The 16,644-nt window shown below is 68.3% G+C and carries 14 protein-coding genes; 3 read left to right on the top strand and 11 right to left on the bottom strand.

Annotation, left to right across the window (positions count from 1 at the left end; translation table 11 throughout):
- Positions 1-7 precede the first annotated feature (7 nt).
- On the bottom strand, positions 8-2,674 hold the full coding sequence (locus tag BST42_RS02125) for a Calx-beta domain-containing protein (protein ID WP_237159160.1): 2,667 nt from the start codon (positions 2,672-2,674) through the stop codon (positions 8-10).
- Positions 2,675-3,121: 447 nt separating this feature from the next.
- Between BST42_RS02125 and BST42_RS02120 the strand changes: the two genes are divergently transcribed.
- On the top strand, positions 3,122-3,682 hold the full coding sequence (locus BST42_RS02120) for a class I SAM-dependent methyltransferase (protein ID WP_083116892.1): 561 nt from the start codon (positions 3,122-3,124) through the stop codon (positions 3,680-3,682).
- Here the strand turns inward: BST42_RS02120 and BST42_RS02115 are convergent.
- The 8 genes from BST42_RS02115 to rimP all read right to left on the bottom strand — a co-directional run bounded on the left by BST42_RS02115 (position 3,679) and on the right by rimP (position 12,941).
- Positions 3,679-5,019: an MATE family efflux transporter gene (locus BST42_RS02115; protein ID WP_083116891.1), complete on the bottom strand. Its 1,341-nt coding sequence runs from the start codon at positions 5,017-5,019 to the stop codon at positions 3,679-3,681. The two genes, BST42_RS02120 and BST42_RS02115, sit on opposite strands and share 4 nt — an antisense overlap.
- A gap of 75 nt (positions 5,020-5,094) precedes the next feature.
- Positions 5,095-6,093: a DHH family phosphoesterase gene (locus tag BST42_RS02110; RefSeq protein ID WP_083116890.1), complete on the bottom strand. Its 999-nt coding sequence runs from the start codon at positions 6,091-6,093 to the stop codon at positions 5,095-5,097.
- Positions 6,068-6,571: a 30S ribosome-binding factor RbfA gene (rbfA, locus tag BST42_RS02105; RefSeq protein WP_083116889.1), complete on the bottom strand. Its 504-nt coding sequence runs from the start codon at positions 6,569-6,571 to the stop codon at positions 6,068-6,070. The genes BST42_RS02110 and rbfA overlap by 26 nt, the downstream gene beginning before the upstream one ends.
- Complete coding sequence (gene infB, locus BST42_RS02100) at positions 6,571-9,354, bottom strand: translation initiation factor IF-2 (RefSeq protein ID WP_083116888.1); 2,784 nt, start codon at positions 9,352-9,354, stop codon at positions 6,571-6,573. Before infB ends, rbfA begins: the two co-directional genes overlap by 1 nt.
- A gap of 80 nt (positions 9,355-9,434) precedes the next feature.
- Positions 9,435-9,818, bottom strand: a complete 384-nt coding sequence (locus BST42_RS02095) for a YlxR family protein (protein ID WP_110918454.1) — start codon at positions 9,816-9,818, stop codon at positions 9,435-9,437.
- Between the two features lie 49 nt (positions 9,819-9,867).
- A complete protein-coding gene (locus BST42_RS02090; protein WP_165760757.1) occupies positions 9,868-11,274 on the bottom strand; it encodes an NAD(P)-binding protein in 1,407 nt (468 codons plus the stop codon).
- A 102-nt stretch (positions 11,275-11,376) separates the two neighbouring features.
- Positions 11,377-12,411 carry a transcription termination factor NusA gene (gene nusA / locus BST42_RS02085; protein WP_083116886.1) on the bottom strand — a complete coding sequence of 345 codons (1,035 nt, stop codon included), beginning with the start codon at positions 12,409-12,411 and terminating at the stop codon, positions 11,377-11,379.
- A complete protein-coding gene (gene rimP, locus BST42_RS02080) occupies positions 12,408-12,941 on the bottom strand; it encodes a ribosome maturation factor RimP (protein WP_083116885.1) in 534 nt (177 codons plus the stop codon). Before rimP ends, nusA begins: the two co-directional genes overlap by 4 nt.
- A 114-nt stretch (positions 12,942-13,055) precedes the next feature.
- Here rimP and BST42_RS02075 point away from each other — a divergent pair, with 114 nt between their 5' ends.
- Both BST42_RS02075 and BST42_RS02070 read left to right on the top strand, forming a co-directional pair.
- Positions 13,056-13,586: a hypothetical protein gene (locus BST42_RS02075; protein ID WP_083116884.1), complete on the top strand. Its 531-nt coding sequence runs from the start codon at positions 13,056-13,058 to the stop codon at positions 13,584-13,586.
- The gene (locus BST42_RS02070; protein WP_083116883.1) at positions 13,583-14,080 is read left to right on the top strand and encodes a ferritin-like domain-containing protein; all 498 of its coding nucleotides are present in this window, start codon (positions 13,583-13,585) and stop codon (positions 14,078-14,080) included. The genes BST42_RS02075 and BST42_RS02070 overlap by 4 nt, the downstream gene beginning before the upstream one ends.
- On the opposite strand, the gene BST42_RS02065 is transcribed toward BST42_RS02070, so the two are convergent.
- Entirely contained in the window at positions 14,081-15,826 is a 1,746-nt protein-coding gene (locus BST42_RS02065; RefSeq protein ID WP_083116882.1) for a proline--tRNA ligase, read from the bottom strand.
- Between the two features lie 56 nt (positions 15,827-15,882).
- Positions 15,883-16,557 carry a 4a-hydroxytetrahydrobiopterin dehydratase family protein gene (locus BST42_RS02060; protein ID WP_083116881.1) on the bottom strand — a complete coding sequence of 225 codons (675 nt, stop codon included), beginning with the start codon at positions 16,555-16,557 and terminating at the stop codon, positions 15,883-15,885.
- Between the last annotated feature and the right edge of the window lie 87 nt (positions 16,558-16,644).

The raw sequence follows: 16,644 nt of genomic DNA, 5'->3' as shown, positions 1-16,644 counted from the left end.
CTTCTCGCTACACCGCTTTCGCGGCGGCGATGAGGCTCTGCCATTTGGCCAGCGTGCCGGCGTCCTTGGCGATGATGTTGCCTGCCTGCAGTTGACTGAGCGTCACGCCGGCCAGTGTGTACGTGTGGTTGTTGCCGACGACGGAGATCACCACCGAACCGCCCTTCTCGGTGACGTCGAACTCGCTGGGCTGCATCCAGACGAAGTCCAGGGTGTCTTTTGCCGGGTTGAAACTCAGCACAGGGTCGCTGCCCCAGCCCCACGTGATCGTCGTGGTGGTGCCGCCGGTCACCGGGGTCACGCCGCCGGTTCCACCGGTGCCTCCGGTTCCACCGGCGCCTCCGGCGTTGCTGTAGTCGACGACGTTGATCGTGCCGTAATCGTTGAACACCGTGCTGAATGCGCCCTGCGGGTCACTCAATCCGGAGGCCCCGGTGCTCGCCTGCCCCAGTGTCCCCGGGGTGTCGCGGAGAACCTGCCACATCGACAGCATGCCGATCCCGTTGGCGCGGGCGAAGTCCTCGAGCGCCTGCGCGTCGGCCACCGTGAACACCTCGGTGAGGACGTCGTTGACGCCGAGCATCGGAGTTACACCGATCTGGCTGTAGCCGAAACTCTGTCCGTACTTGCCGTACAGCGCTGTCAGCTGCGTGTAGGTCGATTGGGCTGATTGAATTGCATACGCGCCCATGGTCTTTGCGCCCGCACCGCTGGTGGGGGCGGCGGACTCGCCGTAGTCCATCGCCATTACGTTCACGCCGTCGAGTGTGACGCCGGCCTTGACTGCGGCGTCCACGACGTTGAGGCCGTCGGCGGTCAGCCCGGTCGGCAAAACCGGCAGCGTGTACCAGATGTGCACGTCCGGCTTCTGCTTCTGCAGCAGTGCGAGCGCTTGGCTATTGAGCGCAACCGACGCCGGGTCGGCGACGGCGGCACCTTCGATGTCGAAGTCGATGTGAGTGACGCCGTAGGTGTCGATCACCGCGGCATAGGCGTTGGCCAGCTCCTGGGCGCTGCGACCCTTGGCCGCGTACGCCTGGGCGAGGCTGGTGCCCGACGCACCGCCGAACGAGATCATCACGTCGCCGCCGGCCGCCTTGAACGTGGCGATCGAGGTGTTGATGGCGACGGCCTGTTCGTTGGTCGAACTCGGTTCCAGCGCAGCCAATCCCGCCCAGGCGAGGTTGCCGTTCTGGTCGGCTTGCATGAAGCCGAGAGTCACCAGCGAGGTGCCGTAGGTCTTCGACAGCGCGAGCAGGTTCGGCACCGGGTAGGCGCCCATGTCGACGTAGGGCGCGAAGAAGCTCGTCCCCCACTGCGCGGTTCCGCCCGGTGTGGTCGCGGTGTCGTCGTTGGTGATCGTGCCGACCGCGGAGCCGTCGGCGATGGTGGCGCCGGACGCGTTCGACAGCGTGACGGTGAACGTCTCGGTCGGCTCGACCGTCGTATCCCCCAGCACGCCGACGTTGATCACCTGCGAGGTCACGCCGGGCGCGAACGTGACCGTGCCGGAGCCGGCCGTGTAGTCCTGCCCGGCGGTCGCGGTGCCGTTGGCCGTCGTGTAGTTCAGCGTGACCGTTGTGGTCGAGGCTGTGGACAGCGTCACGGTGAACCCCATCGAGGTGCTGCCGCTGTTGCCCTCGGCCACAGTGGCGTCGGCGATCGAGATGCTCGGCAGCACCGGTGCGGTGTCGTCGTTGGTGATGGCGCCCGTGGCGGTGGCTCGACCGAGGGTCGCACCCGACGGATTCGAGAGCGTGACGGTGAACGTTTCGGTGGGTTCGACCGTGGTGTCGCCGAGCACGCCGATATTCACCACCTGCGAAACCTGCCCTGCGGCAAACGTCACGGTGCCGGAGCCGGCTGTGTAATCCTGGCCGGCGGTGGCCGAGCCGTTGGCGGTCGTGTAGTTCACCGTCACCGGTTTGGTGCTTGCCTTGGACAACGTGATCGTGAACGCGGCGTTCGTGGTGCCGCTGTTGCCTTCGGCGACCGTCGTGTCAGCGACCGACACACTGGGAAGCGCGGTCTGCGCACCGCTGATCAGCGACTGCCACTTCGTCACGGTGCCCGCGTCCTTGGCAACGATTTTGGTCATCGAGAGCTGACTCAGGCTGACGCCCTGCAGCGTGTAGGAGTGGTTGTTGTCGACGACCCCGATCACCACGGATCCGGACTTCTCGACGACGGTGAACTGGCTCGGCTGCATCCAGCCGAAATCGAGCTTGTCGGTGGCCGGGTCGAAGGCCAGCACCGGGTTCGAGCCCCACGCCCAGGTGACCGTGGTGGTCGTGCCGGTGGTGGCGGCGGACAGGCTGCGGGTGGCCGGAGCGGCCGTCCACGCCCTCACCTGGTTGACCACCGACTCGATGTCGCGCCTGATCAGCGCCAGCGCACCGGTCAGCAGTTGAATCGGGGCCGGCGGCAGGCCGGTGCCCGGCCTCAGACCGAAGATCGAGAGGAATCCCGACACGATGCTCGGTGGGCGAATCGCGGAGGCCGCGGCGTGCCGCGCCGGGGCAACGAGCGCCGCCGGTACGGACACAGTGGCGGCGGCTGGCAAATCCTGCTCGGTTGCAGGCGCTACGGCGGCGGCAGGGTTCTGCACGTCGAGATCCGTCCGATCACCGGCCTGCACCTTCACCGTGGGCGTTGCGCCTAACGGGGTGGTCACCGACGCGTCCGACCGAGCCGCGGCACTGGGCCGCGTTGCCGACGGTCGGCCGTTCGACTTCTTCTGCGGGCTGCCGGCTCCGAGGGGCTGCTGCGCCGCACGCCGGGACGAGCCGACAGAGCGCGGCCCTGATCGGTCCGAATCAGCGGAGTCTGACGAACCGGTCGATTTTGACGACGTCGAGGAGTGCGCGGTAGAACCGGAGTCCGGGCCTTCAGCTACGGCAACTCCGGGGTTGCTGGCAACTGCCACACCCAGGCCCATGGCGAACGCTGCGGAACCGATGCGAAATCCAAAGTTGGTCGAACTCATGGAGCCCCCGTCACGAATCGATGTACCAGCAACGTCATTAATAGCCCACCGGCGACCCACGGGGAAGTAACTCAGCAAAAATCGATACATAGCCACGCAACATATTTGACGGGCTATTCATTTACGCTTGCCCACATGAATGAGGCGCACGAGGTCTGCGGCAGTGACGAATGGCGCACGATCATGCGGGAGCAGATCCTGCCGTGGGTCCTCGGTGACGCCGACCTCGGCGATGACGTCCTGGAAGTGGGGCCGGGCTTCGGCGCGGCCACCGACGTGTTGAGCCGGACTGTGCCACAGGTGACGTGCGTCGAGATCGATGAGCGGCTCGCGACGATGCTCGGCGAGCGGTTCGCCGGGGTGCCGTCGGTCCGGATCGTGCGCGGCGACGCGACCGCACTGGAGTTTCCCGACGCCCGGTTCTCGGGTGCGGCGTGTTTCACGATGCTGCACCACGTTCCGACCCCCGAGCTGCAGGACCGACTGCTCGCCGAGGTGGCTCGGGTGTTGCGGCCGGGTGCCGTGCTGGTGGCCAGCGACGGCATCGGTGACGACGACATGGCTGCCGCACACGTCGGCGACACCTACAACCCGATCGATCCGGCCGGCCTCGCGGACAGATTGACCGCAGCTGGATTCGAGCGAATCGACGTGCGCACCAACGACTTCGGCTGGGCGGCGATCGCCCACCGCTAGTTGGTGCCGGGCACCAGCCAGCGCCCGGAGAACGCCCGCCATCCGACGAACACCAGTCGCAGCACCATGAACGTGCTCAGACCCGACCAGATACCGAGCAACCCCCAACCGAACGCCAGCGACAACCAGATCAGCGGCAGGAAACCGACCAGGGCGCTGACCAACGTCGCGGTCCGCATGAACGCGGCGTCGCCGGCGCCCAGCAGCACTCCGTCGAGCGCGAACACGACTCCGGCGATGGGTAATTGGGCCACCATGAACCACCACGGCACCCCGATCTTGGCGAGCACCGACCGATCGTCGGTGAACAGCGATGGCAGCACCGATGCGCCGGCGGCGAACACGAACGCCAGCACCGCGGCGGCGATCGCGGAGAACACCGTCACCCGCAATGCGACCGACTTCGCGTGCTCCGTCCGGCCCGCGCCCAGCGCGGCGCCGACCAGCGACTGCGCGGCGATCGCCAGCGAATCCAGCACCAGCGCAAGGAAATTCCACAGCTGCAACACGACCTGGTGTGCGGCGACCGCCGCCGCACCGAACCGGGCGGCCACCGCGGCGGCGGACACGAAACAGGCCTGGAAGGCCAGGGTTCGCAGCACCAGATCCCGGCCCATCACCACCTGCGCGCGCAGCACCGAGGTATCGAGTCGCAGCGACACCTTCTCGGCGAGCAGCGCCCAGCAGAAGAGAACCGCGGCCAGCCACTGCCCCACCAGGTTGGCGATCGCCGAGCCCGCGAGTTCCAGCCGCGGCAGACCCAGCCACCCATAGACGAGCAGCGGGCAGAGCACCGCGGAGACACCGAAACCCACCAGCACGTAGCGCAGCGGGCGCATGGTGTCCTGCACACCGCGCATCCAGCCGTTGCCTGCCGCGGAGATGAGGATGGCCGGCACACCGAAAATCGCGATCCGCACCCACGGCAACGCGGCGCCGGCGATGTCGCCGCCACCGGACTTCGTGCCCGCGATCGCCGACACGATGGGAACCGCAGCCAACTGCACTGCGGCCACGATCGCGACGCCCATCCCCAGCGCCAGCCAGGTGGCTTGCACCCCTTCGCCGACGGCGGCGGCCCGGTCACCCGCGCCGTAGAAGCGCGCCGAGCGAGCCGTCGTCCCGTACGACAGGAAGGTGAGCTGCGCGCTGACGACCGACAGGATCAGGCCGCCGATCGCCAGGCCGGCCAGGCTCAGCGCCCCGAGCCTGCCGACGATCGCGATGTCGAACAGGAGATAGATCGGTTCGGCAGCAAGGACACCCAGCGCGGGCAGCGCCAGCGCCGCGATCCGCAGGCTGGTTACCGGGCCTACGTCGTCGGCCGAGTCAGTCACCGAATTTCACCTTTTGCAGCCAAAGTGCGAGTAGATCGCGACCAAACGTGAAAGTCGATTGGGGGGGACGCCAACTCAGCCAAGGGCGGCGGTCAGCTGCGCCACCACGTCGTCGATCGGTCCAACGGCGGAGTACCCGGCGGCCAACGTGTGCCCGCCGCCGCCGAAACCACTGGCGACCGCAGCCAGGTCATAGCTCTTGGCCCGCATCGACACCGACCAATGCCCGGGCTCGATTTCCTTGAAGACCGCAGCGACCTCGGCTTCGTGCGTGGTGCGGACGATGTCCACGATGCTCTCGACCTCTTCGGAGCGGTTCCCCATCCACTCCTCGTGGGCGACCACCGCGTAGACCAGCCCGCGCCCGCCTGCCGCCTCGAGCACCAGCTGGGCGCGGGACAGAACACGCGACAGCAAGGGCAGCCACACGAACGGATGCGTGTCGAACAGCTCACGGCTGATCGCGGCGTTGTCCACGCCGAGCTCGACCAGGCGGGCGGCAAGCCGCAACGCGCCCGGCGATGCCCACCGGAACGAACCGGTGTCGGTGGTCAATCCCGCGTACAGGCACGATGCGACGTCGCGGTCGATCTCCTTGCCCCACGCATCGAGCAACTCGGCTACCACCATGGTGGTCGAATCCGCTTTCGGATCAACAAGATTCACGCTGCCGAACAGGGTGTTCGACTTGTGGTGGTCGATGACGAGCACCGCGCAGCCGAGCTGGGTGAACTCCGAGAGCGCGCCGAGGCGGTTCACGCTCGGGGCGTCGACGGTCACCACCAGGTCGACGTCACGACGCATGTCACCCGGGGCCACCAGCAGGTGTCCGCCGGGCAGCATGCGCAGCGATTCCGGCAGCGTCGACGGCGTCGCGAAACTCACTTCGACATCGACACCGTCACGCTCGAGGATCAACGCCAGGGCCAGCCCGGCTCCCACGCTGTCAGCGTCGGGGTGGACGTGGCAGATGACGCTCACCGCGCCTGCGCCACGCAGGACCTCGACGGCGCCATGCGCGTCCACCCGCCGTGAAGGGCGGGTGATCTCAGTCGTCGAGTCGATCGCGGTCACCGGCGTCCTGGTCGTCCTGGTCGTCCTGCGAAGAAGATGTTCCCTCTTCTCCTACCACACGGTACGGCTGCGCGTCTCCTGCAGGAGTGGCCCCGGCCCGAATCCGGGCCACATCGGCGTCGGCAGCCCGCGCCTTGGCGAGCAGCTCCTCCATCTTCTGCGCGGTGTCGGGCACCTTGTCCAGAACGAAGGACAGGGTCGGAGTGAACCGCACACCGGTGCCCGCACCGACCTTGGTACGCAGCGCACCTTTGGCGCGCTCGAGCGCCGCGGCCGCACCGGCATAGTCCGGCTCGTCATCGAGGGTCTTGCCGCGCACCGTGTAGTACACGGTGGCGTCGTGAAGGTCACCGGTCACCTTGGTGTCGGTGACCGTCACGAACGCCAGCGGCGGATCCTTGATCTCGAACTCGATCGCCGAGGCGACGATGGTGGCGATGCGCTTGGAGAGCCTGCGGGCCCTGCCAACATCAACCACTAGACGCGCTCCTTCTCGACCAGCTCGTAGGTCTCGATGACGTCGCCTTCCTTGATGTCGGAGTACGTCAGCGTCAGACCGCATTCGTAACCCTCGCGCACCTCGGTGGCGTCGTCCTTCTCCCGCTTGAGCGAGGAGACCGTGAGGTTCTCGGCGATGACGACATTGTCACGCAGCAACCGCGCCTTGGCGTTGCGCCGCATGATCCCGGACTGCACCAGGCAGCCGGCGATGTTGCCGACCTTCGACGACCGGAAGATCGCGCGGATCTCGGCGCGGCCGAGTTCCTTCTCCTCGTAGATCGGCTTGAGCATGCCCTTGAGCGCGCTCTGGATCTCGTCGATCGCCTGGTAGATCACCGAGTAGTACCGGATCTCCACACCCTCGCGGTTGGCCAGTTCGGTGGCCTTGCCCTCGGCGCGCACGTTGAAGCCGATGATGATCGCATCCGAGGCCGACGCCAGGTTGACGTTGGTCTCGGTGACGCCACCGACACCGCGGTCGATGACGCGCAACTCCACCTCGTCGTCGATCTCGATGCCCAGCAAGGCTTCCTCGAGCGCCTCGACGGTGCCCGAGTTGTCGCCCTTGAGGATCAGGTTCAGCTGGCTGGTTTCCTTCAGTGCCGAATCCAGGTCTTCCAGGCTGATCCGCTTGCGGGTGCGGGCGGCCAGTGCGTTGCGCTTGCGCGCGCTGCGCCGGTCGGCGATCTGGCGGGCGATGCGGTCCTCGTCGACAACCAGGAAGTTGTCGCCGGCACCCGGCACCGACGTGAAGCCGATGACCTGCACCGGACGTGACGGCAACGCCTCGGTGACGTCCTCGCCGTGCTCGTCGACCATCCGGCGAACCCGGCCATAGGCGTCGCCTGCGACCACGGAGTCGCCGACCCGCAGCGTGCCGCGCTGGATCAGCACGGTCGCCACCGGGCCGCGGCCGCGGTCCAGGTGCGCCTCGATCGCCACACCCTGGGCTTCCATATCGGGGTTGGCCCGCAGGTCCAGTGCCGCGTCGGCGGTCAGCAGCACCGCTTCTTCCAGCGCCTGGATGTTGGTGCCGTTCTTGGCCGAGATGTCGACGAACATGGTGTCGCCACCGAAGTCCTCGGCAACCAGGTTGTACTCGGTGAGCTGCGCCCGGATCTTCTGCGGATCGGCGCCCTCCTTGTCGATCTTGTTGACCGCGACCACGATCGGCACGTCAGCGGCCTGCGCGTGGTTGATGGCCTCCACCGTCTGCGGCATGACGCCGTCGTCGGCGGCGACCACCAGGATCGCGATATCGGTGGCCTTCGCACCGCGGGCGCGCATGGCGGTGAACGCCTCGTGACCCGGGGTGTCGATGAAGGTGATCGGGCGCTCGACACCGTCGTGCTCGACGGTCACCTGGTAGGCGCCGATGTGCTGGGTGATGCCGCCGGCCTCGCCCTCGCGGACGCTGGCCTTGCGGATGGTGTCCAGCAGTCGGGTCTTGCCGTGGTCGACGTGACCCATGACGGTGACCACCGGCGGGCGGACCTCCAGGTCGCCCTCGTCGCCTTCGTCCTCCCCGTAGGTGAGGTCGAACGACTCCAGCAGCTCACGGTCTTCGTCTTCCGGCGACACGACCTGCACGACGTAGTTCATCTCGCTGCCGAGCAGCTCGAGGGTCTCGTCGCCGACCGACTGGGTCGCGGTCACCATCTCGCCGAGGTTGAACAACGCCTGGACCAATGCGGCCGGGTTGGCGTCGATCTTCTCGGCGAAGTCGCTCAGCGACGCGCCGCGGGCCAGCCGGATGGTCTCGCCGTTGCCGTGCGGCAACCGCACGCCACCGACGACCGGAGCCTGCATGCTTTCGTACTCAGCGCGTTTTGCCCGCTTCGACTTGCGACCACGACGCGGGGCACCGCCGGGACGGCCGAACGCACCGGCCGCGCCACCGCGCTGACCGGGACGACCACCGCCACCACCGCCACCGGGACGGCCACGGAAACCGCCGGCGGCAGCTCCGCCGGCACCACCACCGCCACCGGGACCGCCGGTGCGGTAGTTACCGCCGCCACCGCCACCGGGACGGCCGCCGCCACCGGGGCCTCCGCCGGGGCGGGGACCGCCACCGGGCCGCGGGGCACCGGGCCGGCCGGGCGCGCCGGGGCGGGCGCCGGGCGGACGAGGAGGCATGTTGCCGGGTGTGGCTCCACCCGGACGCGGCGCGCCGGGACGCGGGCCACCGGCACCGGGCCCGGGACGCGGACCCTGGGGACGCGGCGCGGGACGCTCGACCGGCTGAGCCGAGGAGAACGGGTTGTTGCCGACACGCGGCGGCCGGGGCATGCCCGGCTTCGGTGCGGCCGGTCCCGGACGGGGACCGGGCGTCGGCCCGGGGCTGGCGGGCGCGGGTGCCGCGGGTGCGGCGGGGGCCGCCGAGGCCGCGGGTGCAGCCGGAGCTGCAGGCGCGGGCGGCGCCGGAGTCGGCGCAGCCGGGGCGGGAGCCGGTGCCGGGGCGGCCGGCTTGGGGGCGGGCGCCGTGGGCCGCGGGGCCGTGACAGCGCCATCGGAGACGGGCGCGGGCTTGGGTGCCGGCGCTCCGTTTCCGGCCGCGCCGGCCGGTGCGGCTTTCGCCGGGGCCTTGTCGGGCTTGCCGCCGCCGAACGATTCCCTCAGCCGGCGTGCGACGGGGGCTTCCACCGTCGACGACGCGGATTTGACGAATTCGCCCTGATCGCTCAGTCGGGCGAGAACTTCCTTGCTGGTGACACCGAGTTCCTTGGCCAACTCGTGTACGCGGGCCTTACCTGCCACTACATCTCCTACTCAAGAGGCGACAGCGGTGGTAGGCCGCGCCTCGGGTTTAGCTACGACGCATGGTCATCGTCGGGACTTCACGGTGTGCTCATGTTCTTCGCTGCCTGTTCTCTTGCCGGGCTGGTCTGGCCCGTCGATTTCTCGACGTACTCGACCACCGCGGATGTATCCGGTGAACCGGTGATGCGCAACGCTCGCCCGAAAGCTCGCCGTCGGAACGCTGCCTGCAGGCACCGGTCGTCGGGGTGCAGCCACGCACCCCGCCCCGGGAGGTTACCTGCCTGGTCAACGGTTAGGGCGCAATGGCCGTTCCCGTTCGACACAGCCACCACTCGGAGGAGATCGACGGCCAACTCTCGCTTCCGGCACCCGACACATGTCCGCACCGGACCTTCGGTACGTCGATGCGGTCGCTCGGGAGTCGGAGTCTCGCGCTGGATCACGGCATAGTCTACCGTCATCGCGGCACCGCCCAGAACCACCCTTGGCTGCGCGACGCCGGTCCGGCCGTCAGCCTGCTTTCTCCTGATAGCGCGAATATCCGTCGCGCCCGACCACGCCCGCATGGTCGGCGGGCAAGGCCCCCGCCCGCGCTCCCAGGTCCCTCGCCTGGTCGAGGTTGATGTAGATCCCGGCCCCCTGACGTCCCGTGGCGACAATCCCCTCGCCGAACCGGCGAAGCGCTGTGTCGAGTTCGTCGAACAGGTGGGCGGCGGCGTCGAAGTTGGCGTATGCGTCGGCGGCCATCTCGGATCCGAGGAACTCGAATGAACCGCCGTTGAGCAGGATCGACATGTCCTTCGATGCGGTGGATCGGACATCGAACGTCTCACCGGACGGCACGGCGTACTCCAGGCCGATGACGCCGGAGGGACAGTTCAGCGTTTTCCACTCGCCGTAGTTGTTGAACCGGTGCGCCCGCACGCCCGCGTCGTGGGTGTACAGCCACTGGTAGCCACGCCAGGTCGGCGGCGCGTCAGGCAGTCGCACCACACCGACGACAAGGTCGCGCCGTCCCGAGGCCTGCGCGATCGCGGCGGACAGCTCGGTCAGTCCCAGGCTGGCGGCCAGGTCATCGGGTCGCCCGGTCCAGATGATCCGCCCGCAGGACACAACGTGCTCTCCGCCGGGCCCCGACACGGTGACGGTGAATCGTCCGCCACAAGATCTGCTGATGGCGGCCACCGCGGAGTCGAACAGCCAGTCGACTTTTCGTCCCAGCGATGCGGCCAGGCGCGACCACAGGACTCCCGCGCCGCCGTGCGGGTAGATGAATCTGTCGGTCGGCTCATCGGGGCGGGTGGAGTCCCGCAGCCGCGGCAACGCGGTGGCCAGTACCGAGGCGAGTCGCGGCGAGAGAATCCGCTGAGACGCCCACGCCGCCGGAATGTTCTTCGGGTCGATGCCGAACACCTTCCGGGCGTGCGGGGCCATGAATTTCTCCGACAGGTACGGCCCGTACCGGTTCTTGACCCAGTCATCGAGCGTGTCGTCGGCGCGGCCGGTCGGCGCCGTCAGCTTCCAGGCGATGAGCGAAGCGGCGCCGCGGGCACGGACGGACAACGGCGCCGAATGACGGAACTGCTGCCAGTCGAACGGATAGCTGACCACGTAGCCTTCCCGCAGGATTCCGCTGTGCCGGTCGATATCCGACATCGGGATACCGCCGAGCCGCTCGGCGAAGTCGAGCCACACCCGGCGCTGCTCCGGCGTCGCAGAGAGCAGCCGGTGACCGCCGAGGTCGACGTCATGCCCGGCCACCGTCGCCGGACGGGCCAACCCGCCCACAAAGCCGGTTCGCTCCACTATCGCTACCGAAGAGCCGGCCGCCACACACGCATCAGCCGCCGTCAGCCCGGTCGGGCCCGCTCCGACGACGAGCACGTCGACGGACTGCGCAGCGCCGAGTTCTGCCAACGAATTCCCCCCTAATTGACGATGGTGTACCCATCTAATTGACGATGGTGTACCCACCGATGGCCGATGCGGCTACATCAGCGGCTCAGCGCTCGGTTCTCGTCAGTGCTCCACGTCGTGCGACGCGGCAGGGTGCGGGTCTGCTTCCGGCGCCGCGGCGTCGCTGCGGATGTCGATGCGCCACCCGGTCAGTCGGGCGGCCAGGCGGGCGTTCTGCCCTTCCTTGCCGATCGCCAGCGACAGCTGGAAGTCGGGCACCACCACGCGCGCGGCGCGGGTGTTCGCGTCGATGACGGAGACGGAGACAACCTTCGCCGGTGACAGCGCGTTGGCGACGAACCGCGCCGGATCCTCGTCGAAGTCGATGATGTCGATCTTCTCGCCGGACAGCTCGCTCATCACGTTGCGCACCCGCTGGCCCATCGGGCCGATGCAGGCGCCCTTGGCGTTGAGTCCCGGAACCTTCGAGTGGACCGCGATCTTGGACCGATGTCCGGCCTCCCGGGCCACCGCGACGATCTCCACGGAGTTATCGGCGATCTCGGGCACCTCCAGCGAGAACAGCTTGCGAACGAGATTGGGGTGTGTGCGCGACAGCGTGATCAGCGGTTCGCGCGCACCGCGGCTGACTCCGACGACGTAGCAGCGCAACCGGTCGCCGTGCTCGTAGGCCTCCCCGGGCACCTGCTCGGCAGCCGGGATGACACCTTCGGCGCCCTTGGTTTCACTGCCCAGCCGCACGACGACCAGGCCGCGTGCGTTGGCGCGGGCGTCGCGCTGGATGACGCCGGCGACGATGTCGCCCTCGCGGGCGGAGAACTCCCCGTAGCTGCGCTCGTTTTCGGCGTCGCGGAATCGCTGCAGCATGACCTGGCGGGCCGTCGTCGCCGCGACCCGGCCGAATCCCTCTGGCGTGTCGTCCCATTCGCTGATCAGGTTGCCGTCTTCGTCGGTCTCGCGCGCAATCACCTGCACCGCACCGCTTTTGCGGTCGATCTCGATGCGAGCATCGGGCTGATGCCCCTCGGTGTGCCGGTACGCGGTCAGCAACGCCGTCTTGATGGTGTCGAGCAACTCGTCGACCGAGATACCGCGATCGATTTCGATCGCATGCAGGGCGTTCATGTCGATGTTCATGCTTCGGCCTCCGTTCCGGCTGCTCCCGCAAGTTCGAGCTCGCGTGGCTTTGGTGGTGAAAACTCAACCTGGACAACAGCTTTGACGATGTCTGCGAGTGGAATCCGGCGCACGGTCCAATCGTTGCGTTCGCGCACCACCAGGTCGACGGCGTCGTCAGACACCATGCCCAATCGGGCGGTGAGAGTGGTTCCGTCAGCAAGCTCGGCGTCGACCAAGCGGGCGTGCGCGCGACGGAAATGCTTCTCCGTGGTCAACGGTCGGTCCACCCCCGGCGAGGTGACTTCGAGAACGTAGGCGTCATCGCCGCTGATCAGGTCATCCAGCAGTACCGAGGCGGAGCGCGAGAGCGCGGCGACGGTGTCCAGGTCCAGTGGCTTGTCGCCGTCGGCGATGACGGTGATGCGCGGCGGCTGCGGGCGGCTGTCGATCACGACGTCTTCGATTTCGTATCCGGCGCGCACGAACTCACCAGCGAGTAGCTCGATCACCTGCTTCTGGGTTGGTAGCCCCGTAGAACGGCCAGCCACGGCGAGCTCCTCATCTTGAGTTGTCCTGATCAGCTGCGTCGAATGCAGGGCTCTCGAGAGAGCCAGCCCTCCACGATACGCCAGCACCGGGCGCCGCAATGGCAGGATGTTGGCGTGCTGAGCCGAGATCCCCGCCCATTCGGTGGGATATCCCGACGACGAGTTCTCATCGACGGCGGCCGCGGGTTGGCGCTGCTCGCCGCGGTGGGCGCGGCGGCGACCGGCTGCGGAAACCCTGCGCCACCCGAGCCCGACCCGCTGGAGCAGCAGGTCGAGCTGGCCCGCCATGACAGCGAACTGGCGGCCGCCGCGGCCAAGACCGCTCCCCCCGCGCTGGCGCCGGCATTGACCGAGCTGGCGGCCGAGCGGGGGAAGCACGCCACAGTGCTGGCCGCCGAGGTCGCGCGGCTCTCCGGCAAACCGGCATCGACGACGAGCTCCACCGCTGCGTCCACAACGGCGGCGGCCGGCGCCCCGGCACCTACGGTGGCCGACGTGGTCGCCGCGCTGCGCAGCTCGGCGGACAGCGCCACGTCCCTGGCGCCCACCCTGTCCGGGTACCGGGCCGGGCTGATCGGCTCGATCGCCGCGTCGTGTGTCGCCGGATACACGGTGGCGCTTGCCGCCGGAAAGGCCGGGCAATGACATCACCGACATCACCGACATCTCCGACTCCGTCGACCACGCGAAATCCCGACCGGCCGTCGGAGCCCGCCGCGGCGGCGCTGTTCGACGCGGTGGCCACCGAGCACGCGACGATCTACGGATACGGCATCGTCTCGGCCCATAGCTCTCCGGACGAGAACGATCTGGTCTCCGAAGCGATGGCGCAGCACCGCGAGCGACGCGAAGCCGCCATCGCGTTGCTGACCGGCCGCTCGGCCAAGGCGCCGGTGCCCGCCGCCGGCTATCAGCTGCCGATGGCGGTGAACACTCCAACCGACGCGGGCAACCTCGCGATCCGCATGGAGGACGACTGCGCGACGGCCTGGCGTGCGGTGATCGAACAGGCGACGACCGATCAGGACCGCGCCTTCGGTGTCAGCGCGCTGACCGAGACGGCGGTTCTGACCGCACGCTGGAAGCAGGTGCTGGGCATTCGCCCGCTGACCGAGGCGTTCCCCGGCGGCACCGAGTAGCTAGGCGGTGAGTGCGGCCGCTATGTCTGTGACGGCACCGTCGGCCGCGACCTCGCGCTTCTCCCCGGTGAACCGGTTGCGCAGTTCGACCACCCCGTCGGCCCAGCCACGCCCGACCACGACGATCCACGGCACACCGAGCAGCTCGGCATCCTTGAACTTCACCCCCGGCGAGGCCGTGCGGTCATCGAGCAGAACCTCCAGGCCCAGGCGGTCCAGGTCGCGGGCCAGTTCCTCGGCGCCGGCGCGGGCCTGCGCATCCTTGTTGGCGATCACCACGTGCACGTCGAACGGTGACACCGACGCCGGCCAGCGCAGCCCGAGCTCGTCGTGCTGCTGCTCGGCGATCACCGCGACCAGCCGGGACACCCCGACCCCGTAGGAACCCATCGTCAGCCGCACCGGCTTGCCGTCCTCGCCGAGCACATCCGCGGCGAAGGCATCGGTGTACTTGCGGCCCAGCTGGAAGATGTGACCGATCTCGATCCCCCGCGCCGACACCAGCGGTCCGGCGCCGTCGGGAGACAGGTCGCCGTCACGCACCTCGGCTGCCTCGATGGTGCCGTCGGCGACGAAATCCCGGCCGGCGACCAAACCGACGACGTGCTTGCCGGTTTCGTCGGCACCGGTGATCCAGGACGTCCCGTCCACCACCCGCGGATCCACCAGATAGCGAACTCCGTTGGCCAGCAATCCTTTCGGGCCGATGTACCCCTTCTTCAAGAACGGGTACCTGGCGAAGTCGGCGTCGTCGAGCAGCGCATATTCGGCGGGCTCCAGCGCGGCACCGAGGCGTTTGTCGTCGACCTCCCGGTCACCGGGCACGCCGATGGCCAGCAGTTCCCAGTCACCGCCGGGCACCCGGACCTTGAGCAGCACGTTCTTGAGGGTGTCGGCAGCGGTGATCTCCCGGCCCAGGCCGGCGGAGTTCGCCCACTCGACCAGGGTGGCGATGGTCGGAGTGTCGCCGGTGTCGTGCACGGTCGGCTCCGGCAGACCATCGAACGGCATTGCCTCCGGGACGGCGGTGACCACCGCCTCGACGTTGGCCGCGTACCCGGATTCCACGCACCTCACGAAGGTGTCCTCGCCGATCTCGCTTTCGGCCAGGAATTCCTCGGAGGCCGAACCGCCCATCGCACCGGACACCGCCGAGACGATCACATAGCGAATTGCCATGCGCTTGAACATGTTCTGATAAGCCTCGCGGTGCGCGTGGTACGCGGTCTTGAGGCCGTCGTCGTCGACGTCGAACGAGTACGAGTCCTTCATGATGAACTCGCGCCCGCGCAGAATCCCGGCCCGCGGCCGCGCCTCGTCGCGGTACTTGGTCTGGATCTGGAACATCAGCAGCGGGAAGTCCTTGTAGGAGCTGTACTCCCCCTTCACCGTCAGGGTGAAGAACTCCTCGTGGGTGGGGCCCAGCATGTAGTCGTTGCCACGGCGATCCTTGAGCCGGAACACCCCGTCGCCGTATTCGGTCCAGCGGTTGGTGGTCTCGTAGGGCGCTTTCGGCAGCAGTGCCGGGAACAGGATCTCCTGGCCGCCGATCGCGACCATCTCTTCGCGCACGATCTTCTCGATCTTGCGCAGCACCCGCAGCCCCAACGGCAGCCAGGTGTACAGCCCCGGCGCCACCGGCCGGACATAACCGGCGCGGATCAACAGTTTGTGGCTGGGCACTTCGGCGTCGGCTGGATCGTCGCGCAGGGTGCGCAAGAACAGCTCGGACATGCGGGTGATCACGGTGGAACAGCCTAGCGATGAGCGCCTGCGCGAAAAGCCGAGGACTCCGGTAGCCCTCAGTCGCGCCCCTGCCAGGTGCAGATGCAGGCTTCGTTGCCCTCCGGATCGGCCAGCACCCAGAACGCGGGTGCCCGGCTATCGGACAGCAGTGTTCCGCCCGCCGCGATCGCGGCATCGATGCGCGTCGACGCCAGGTCATGCGGCACGTCGATGTCGAGGTGGACGCGGTTGCGCTGGGGCCGCGGCGCATCCATCTGTTGAAACCAGATCGCGGGACCGCGCCCGGCCGGGTCGACCAGACCGTCGGTCAGATCCGACGGCCCGCCCTCATCGACGTACCCGGTGACCGCCTGCCAGAAGGGTCGGACCGCGCCGATGTCCAGCGCGTCGATCGCGACCTCGAACGCCTGCACCGAGCTTGGCGTGAGCGGCACGCCGCGTTCCATCATGGCCGACGAAATCGATTGCGCTGCAGCGATATCCACATTTGTGACCGTCCCGGCGGCTGCCGACCGCAGCCGCACCACCACCCGGTCGGCCCTGATGTCGATGTTCACGTGGTCCTGCCCGTCGGCGCCGACGGCGACCAGCACCAGCGCGGCCACCTCACCAGCCTCCGTCAGCGACGACACCGTCGCCTCGGCGTAGATCGCACCGAGCACCAGCCGCCAGCCCAGGTCGGTGACCGCATCGGAAATTTCCTGGCGACTCGGTCGGTCCGGCGCACTCACGGAGGTCAGCCTAGCGATCTGGGCGGCCCGCGCCTCGGGGTGCATAATTTCCCGCGCGCGCCACCGCCGCGGCGTGTTCTGATGTGC

The sequence above is a fragment of the Mycolicibacterium rhodesiae genome, assembly GCF_002086695.1.
Taxonomy (GTDB): domain Bacteria; phylum Actinomycetota; class Actinomycetes; order Mycobacteriales; family Mycobacteriaceae; genus Mycobacterium; species Mycobacterium rhodesiae.
The sequence above is the reverse complement of the archived record's forward strand: the minus strand, read 5'-3'. Positions and strand labels throughout refer to the sequence as shown.

What these genes read in the sequence shown, in the direction of transcription:
- BST42_RS02120 (WP_083116892.1), top strand. Translation starts at nt 3,122, where the DNA reads ATGAATGAGGCGCACGAGGTCTGCGGCAGTGACGAATGGCGCACGATC.
- BST42_RS02095 (WP_110918454.1), bottom strand. Translation starts at nt 9,818, where the DNA reads ATGACGGTAGACTATGCCGTGATCCAGCGCGAGACTCCGACTCCCGAG.
- BST42_RS02070 (WP_083116883.1), top strand. Translation starts at nt 13,583, where the DNA reads ATGACATCACCGACATCACCGACATCTCCGACTCCGTCGACCACGCGA.
- nusA (WP_083116886.1), bottom strand. Translation starts at nt 12,411, where the DNA reads ATGAACATCGACATGAACGCCCTGCATGCGATCGAAATCGATCGCGGT.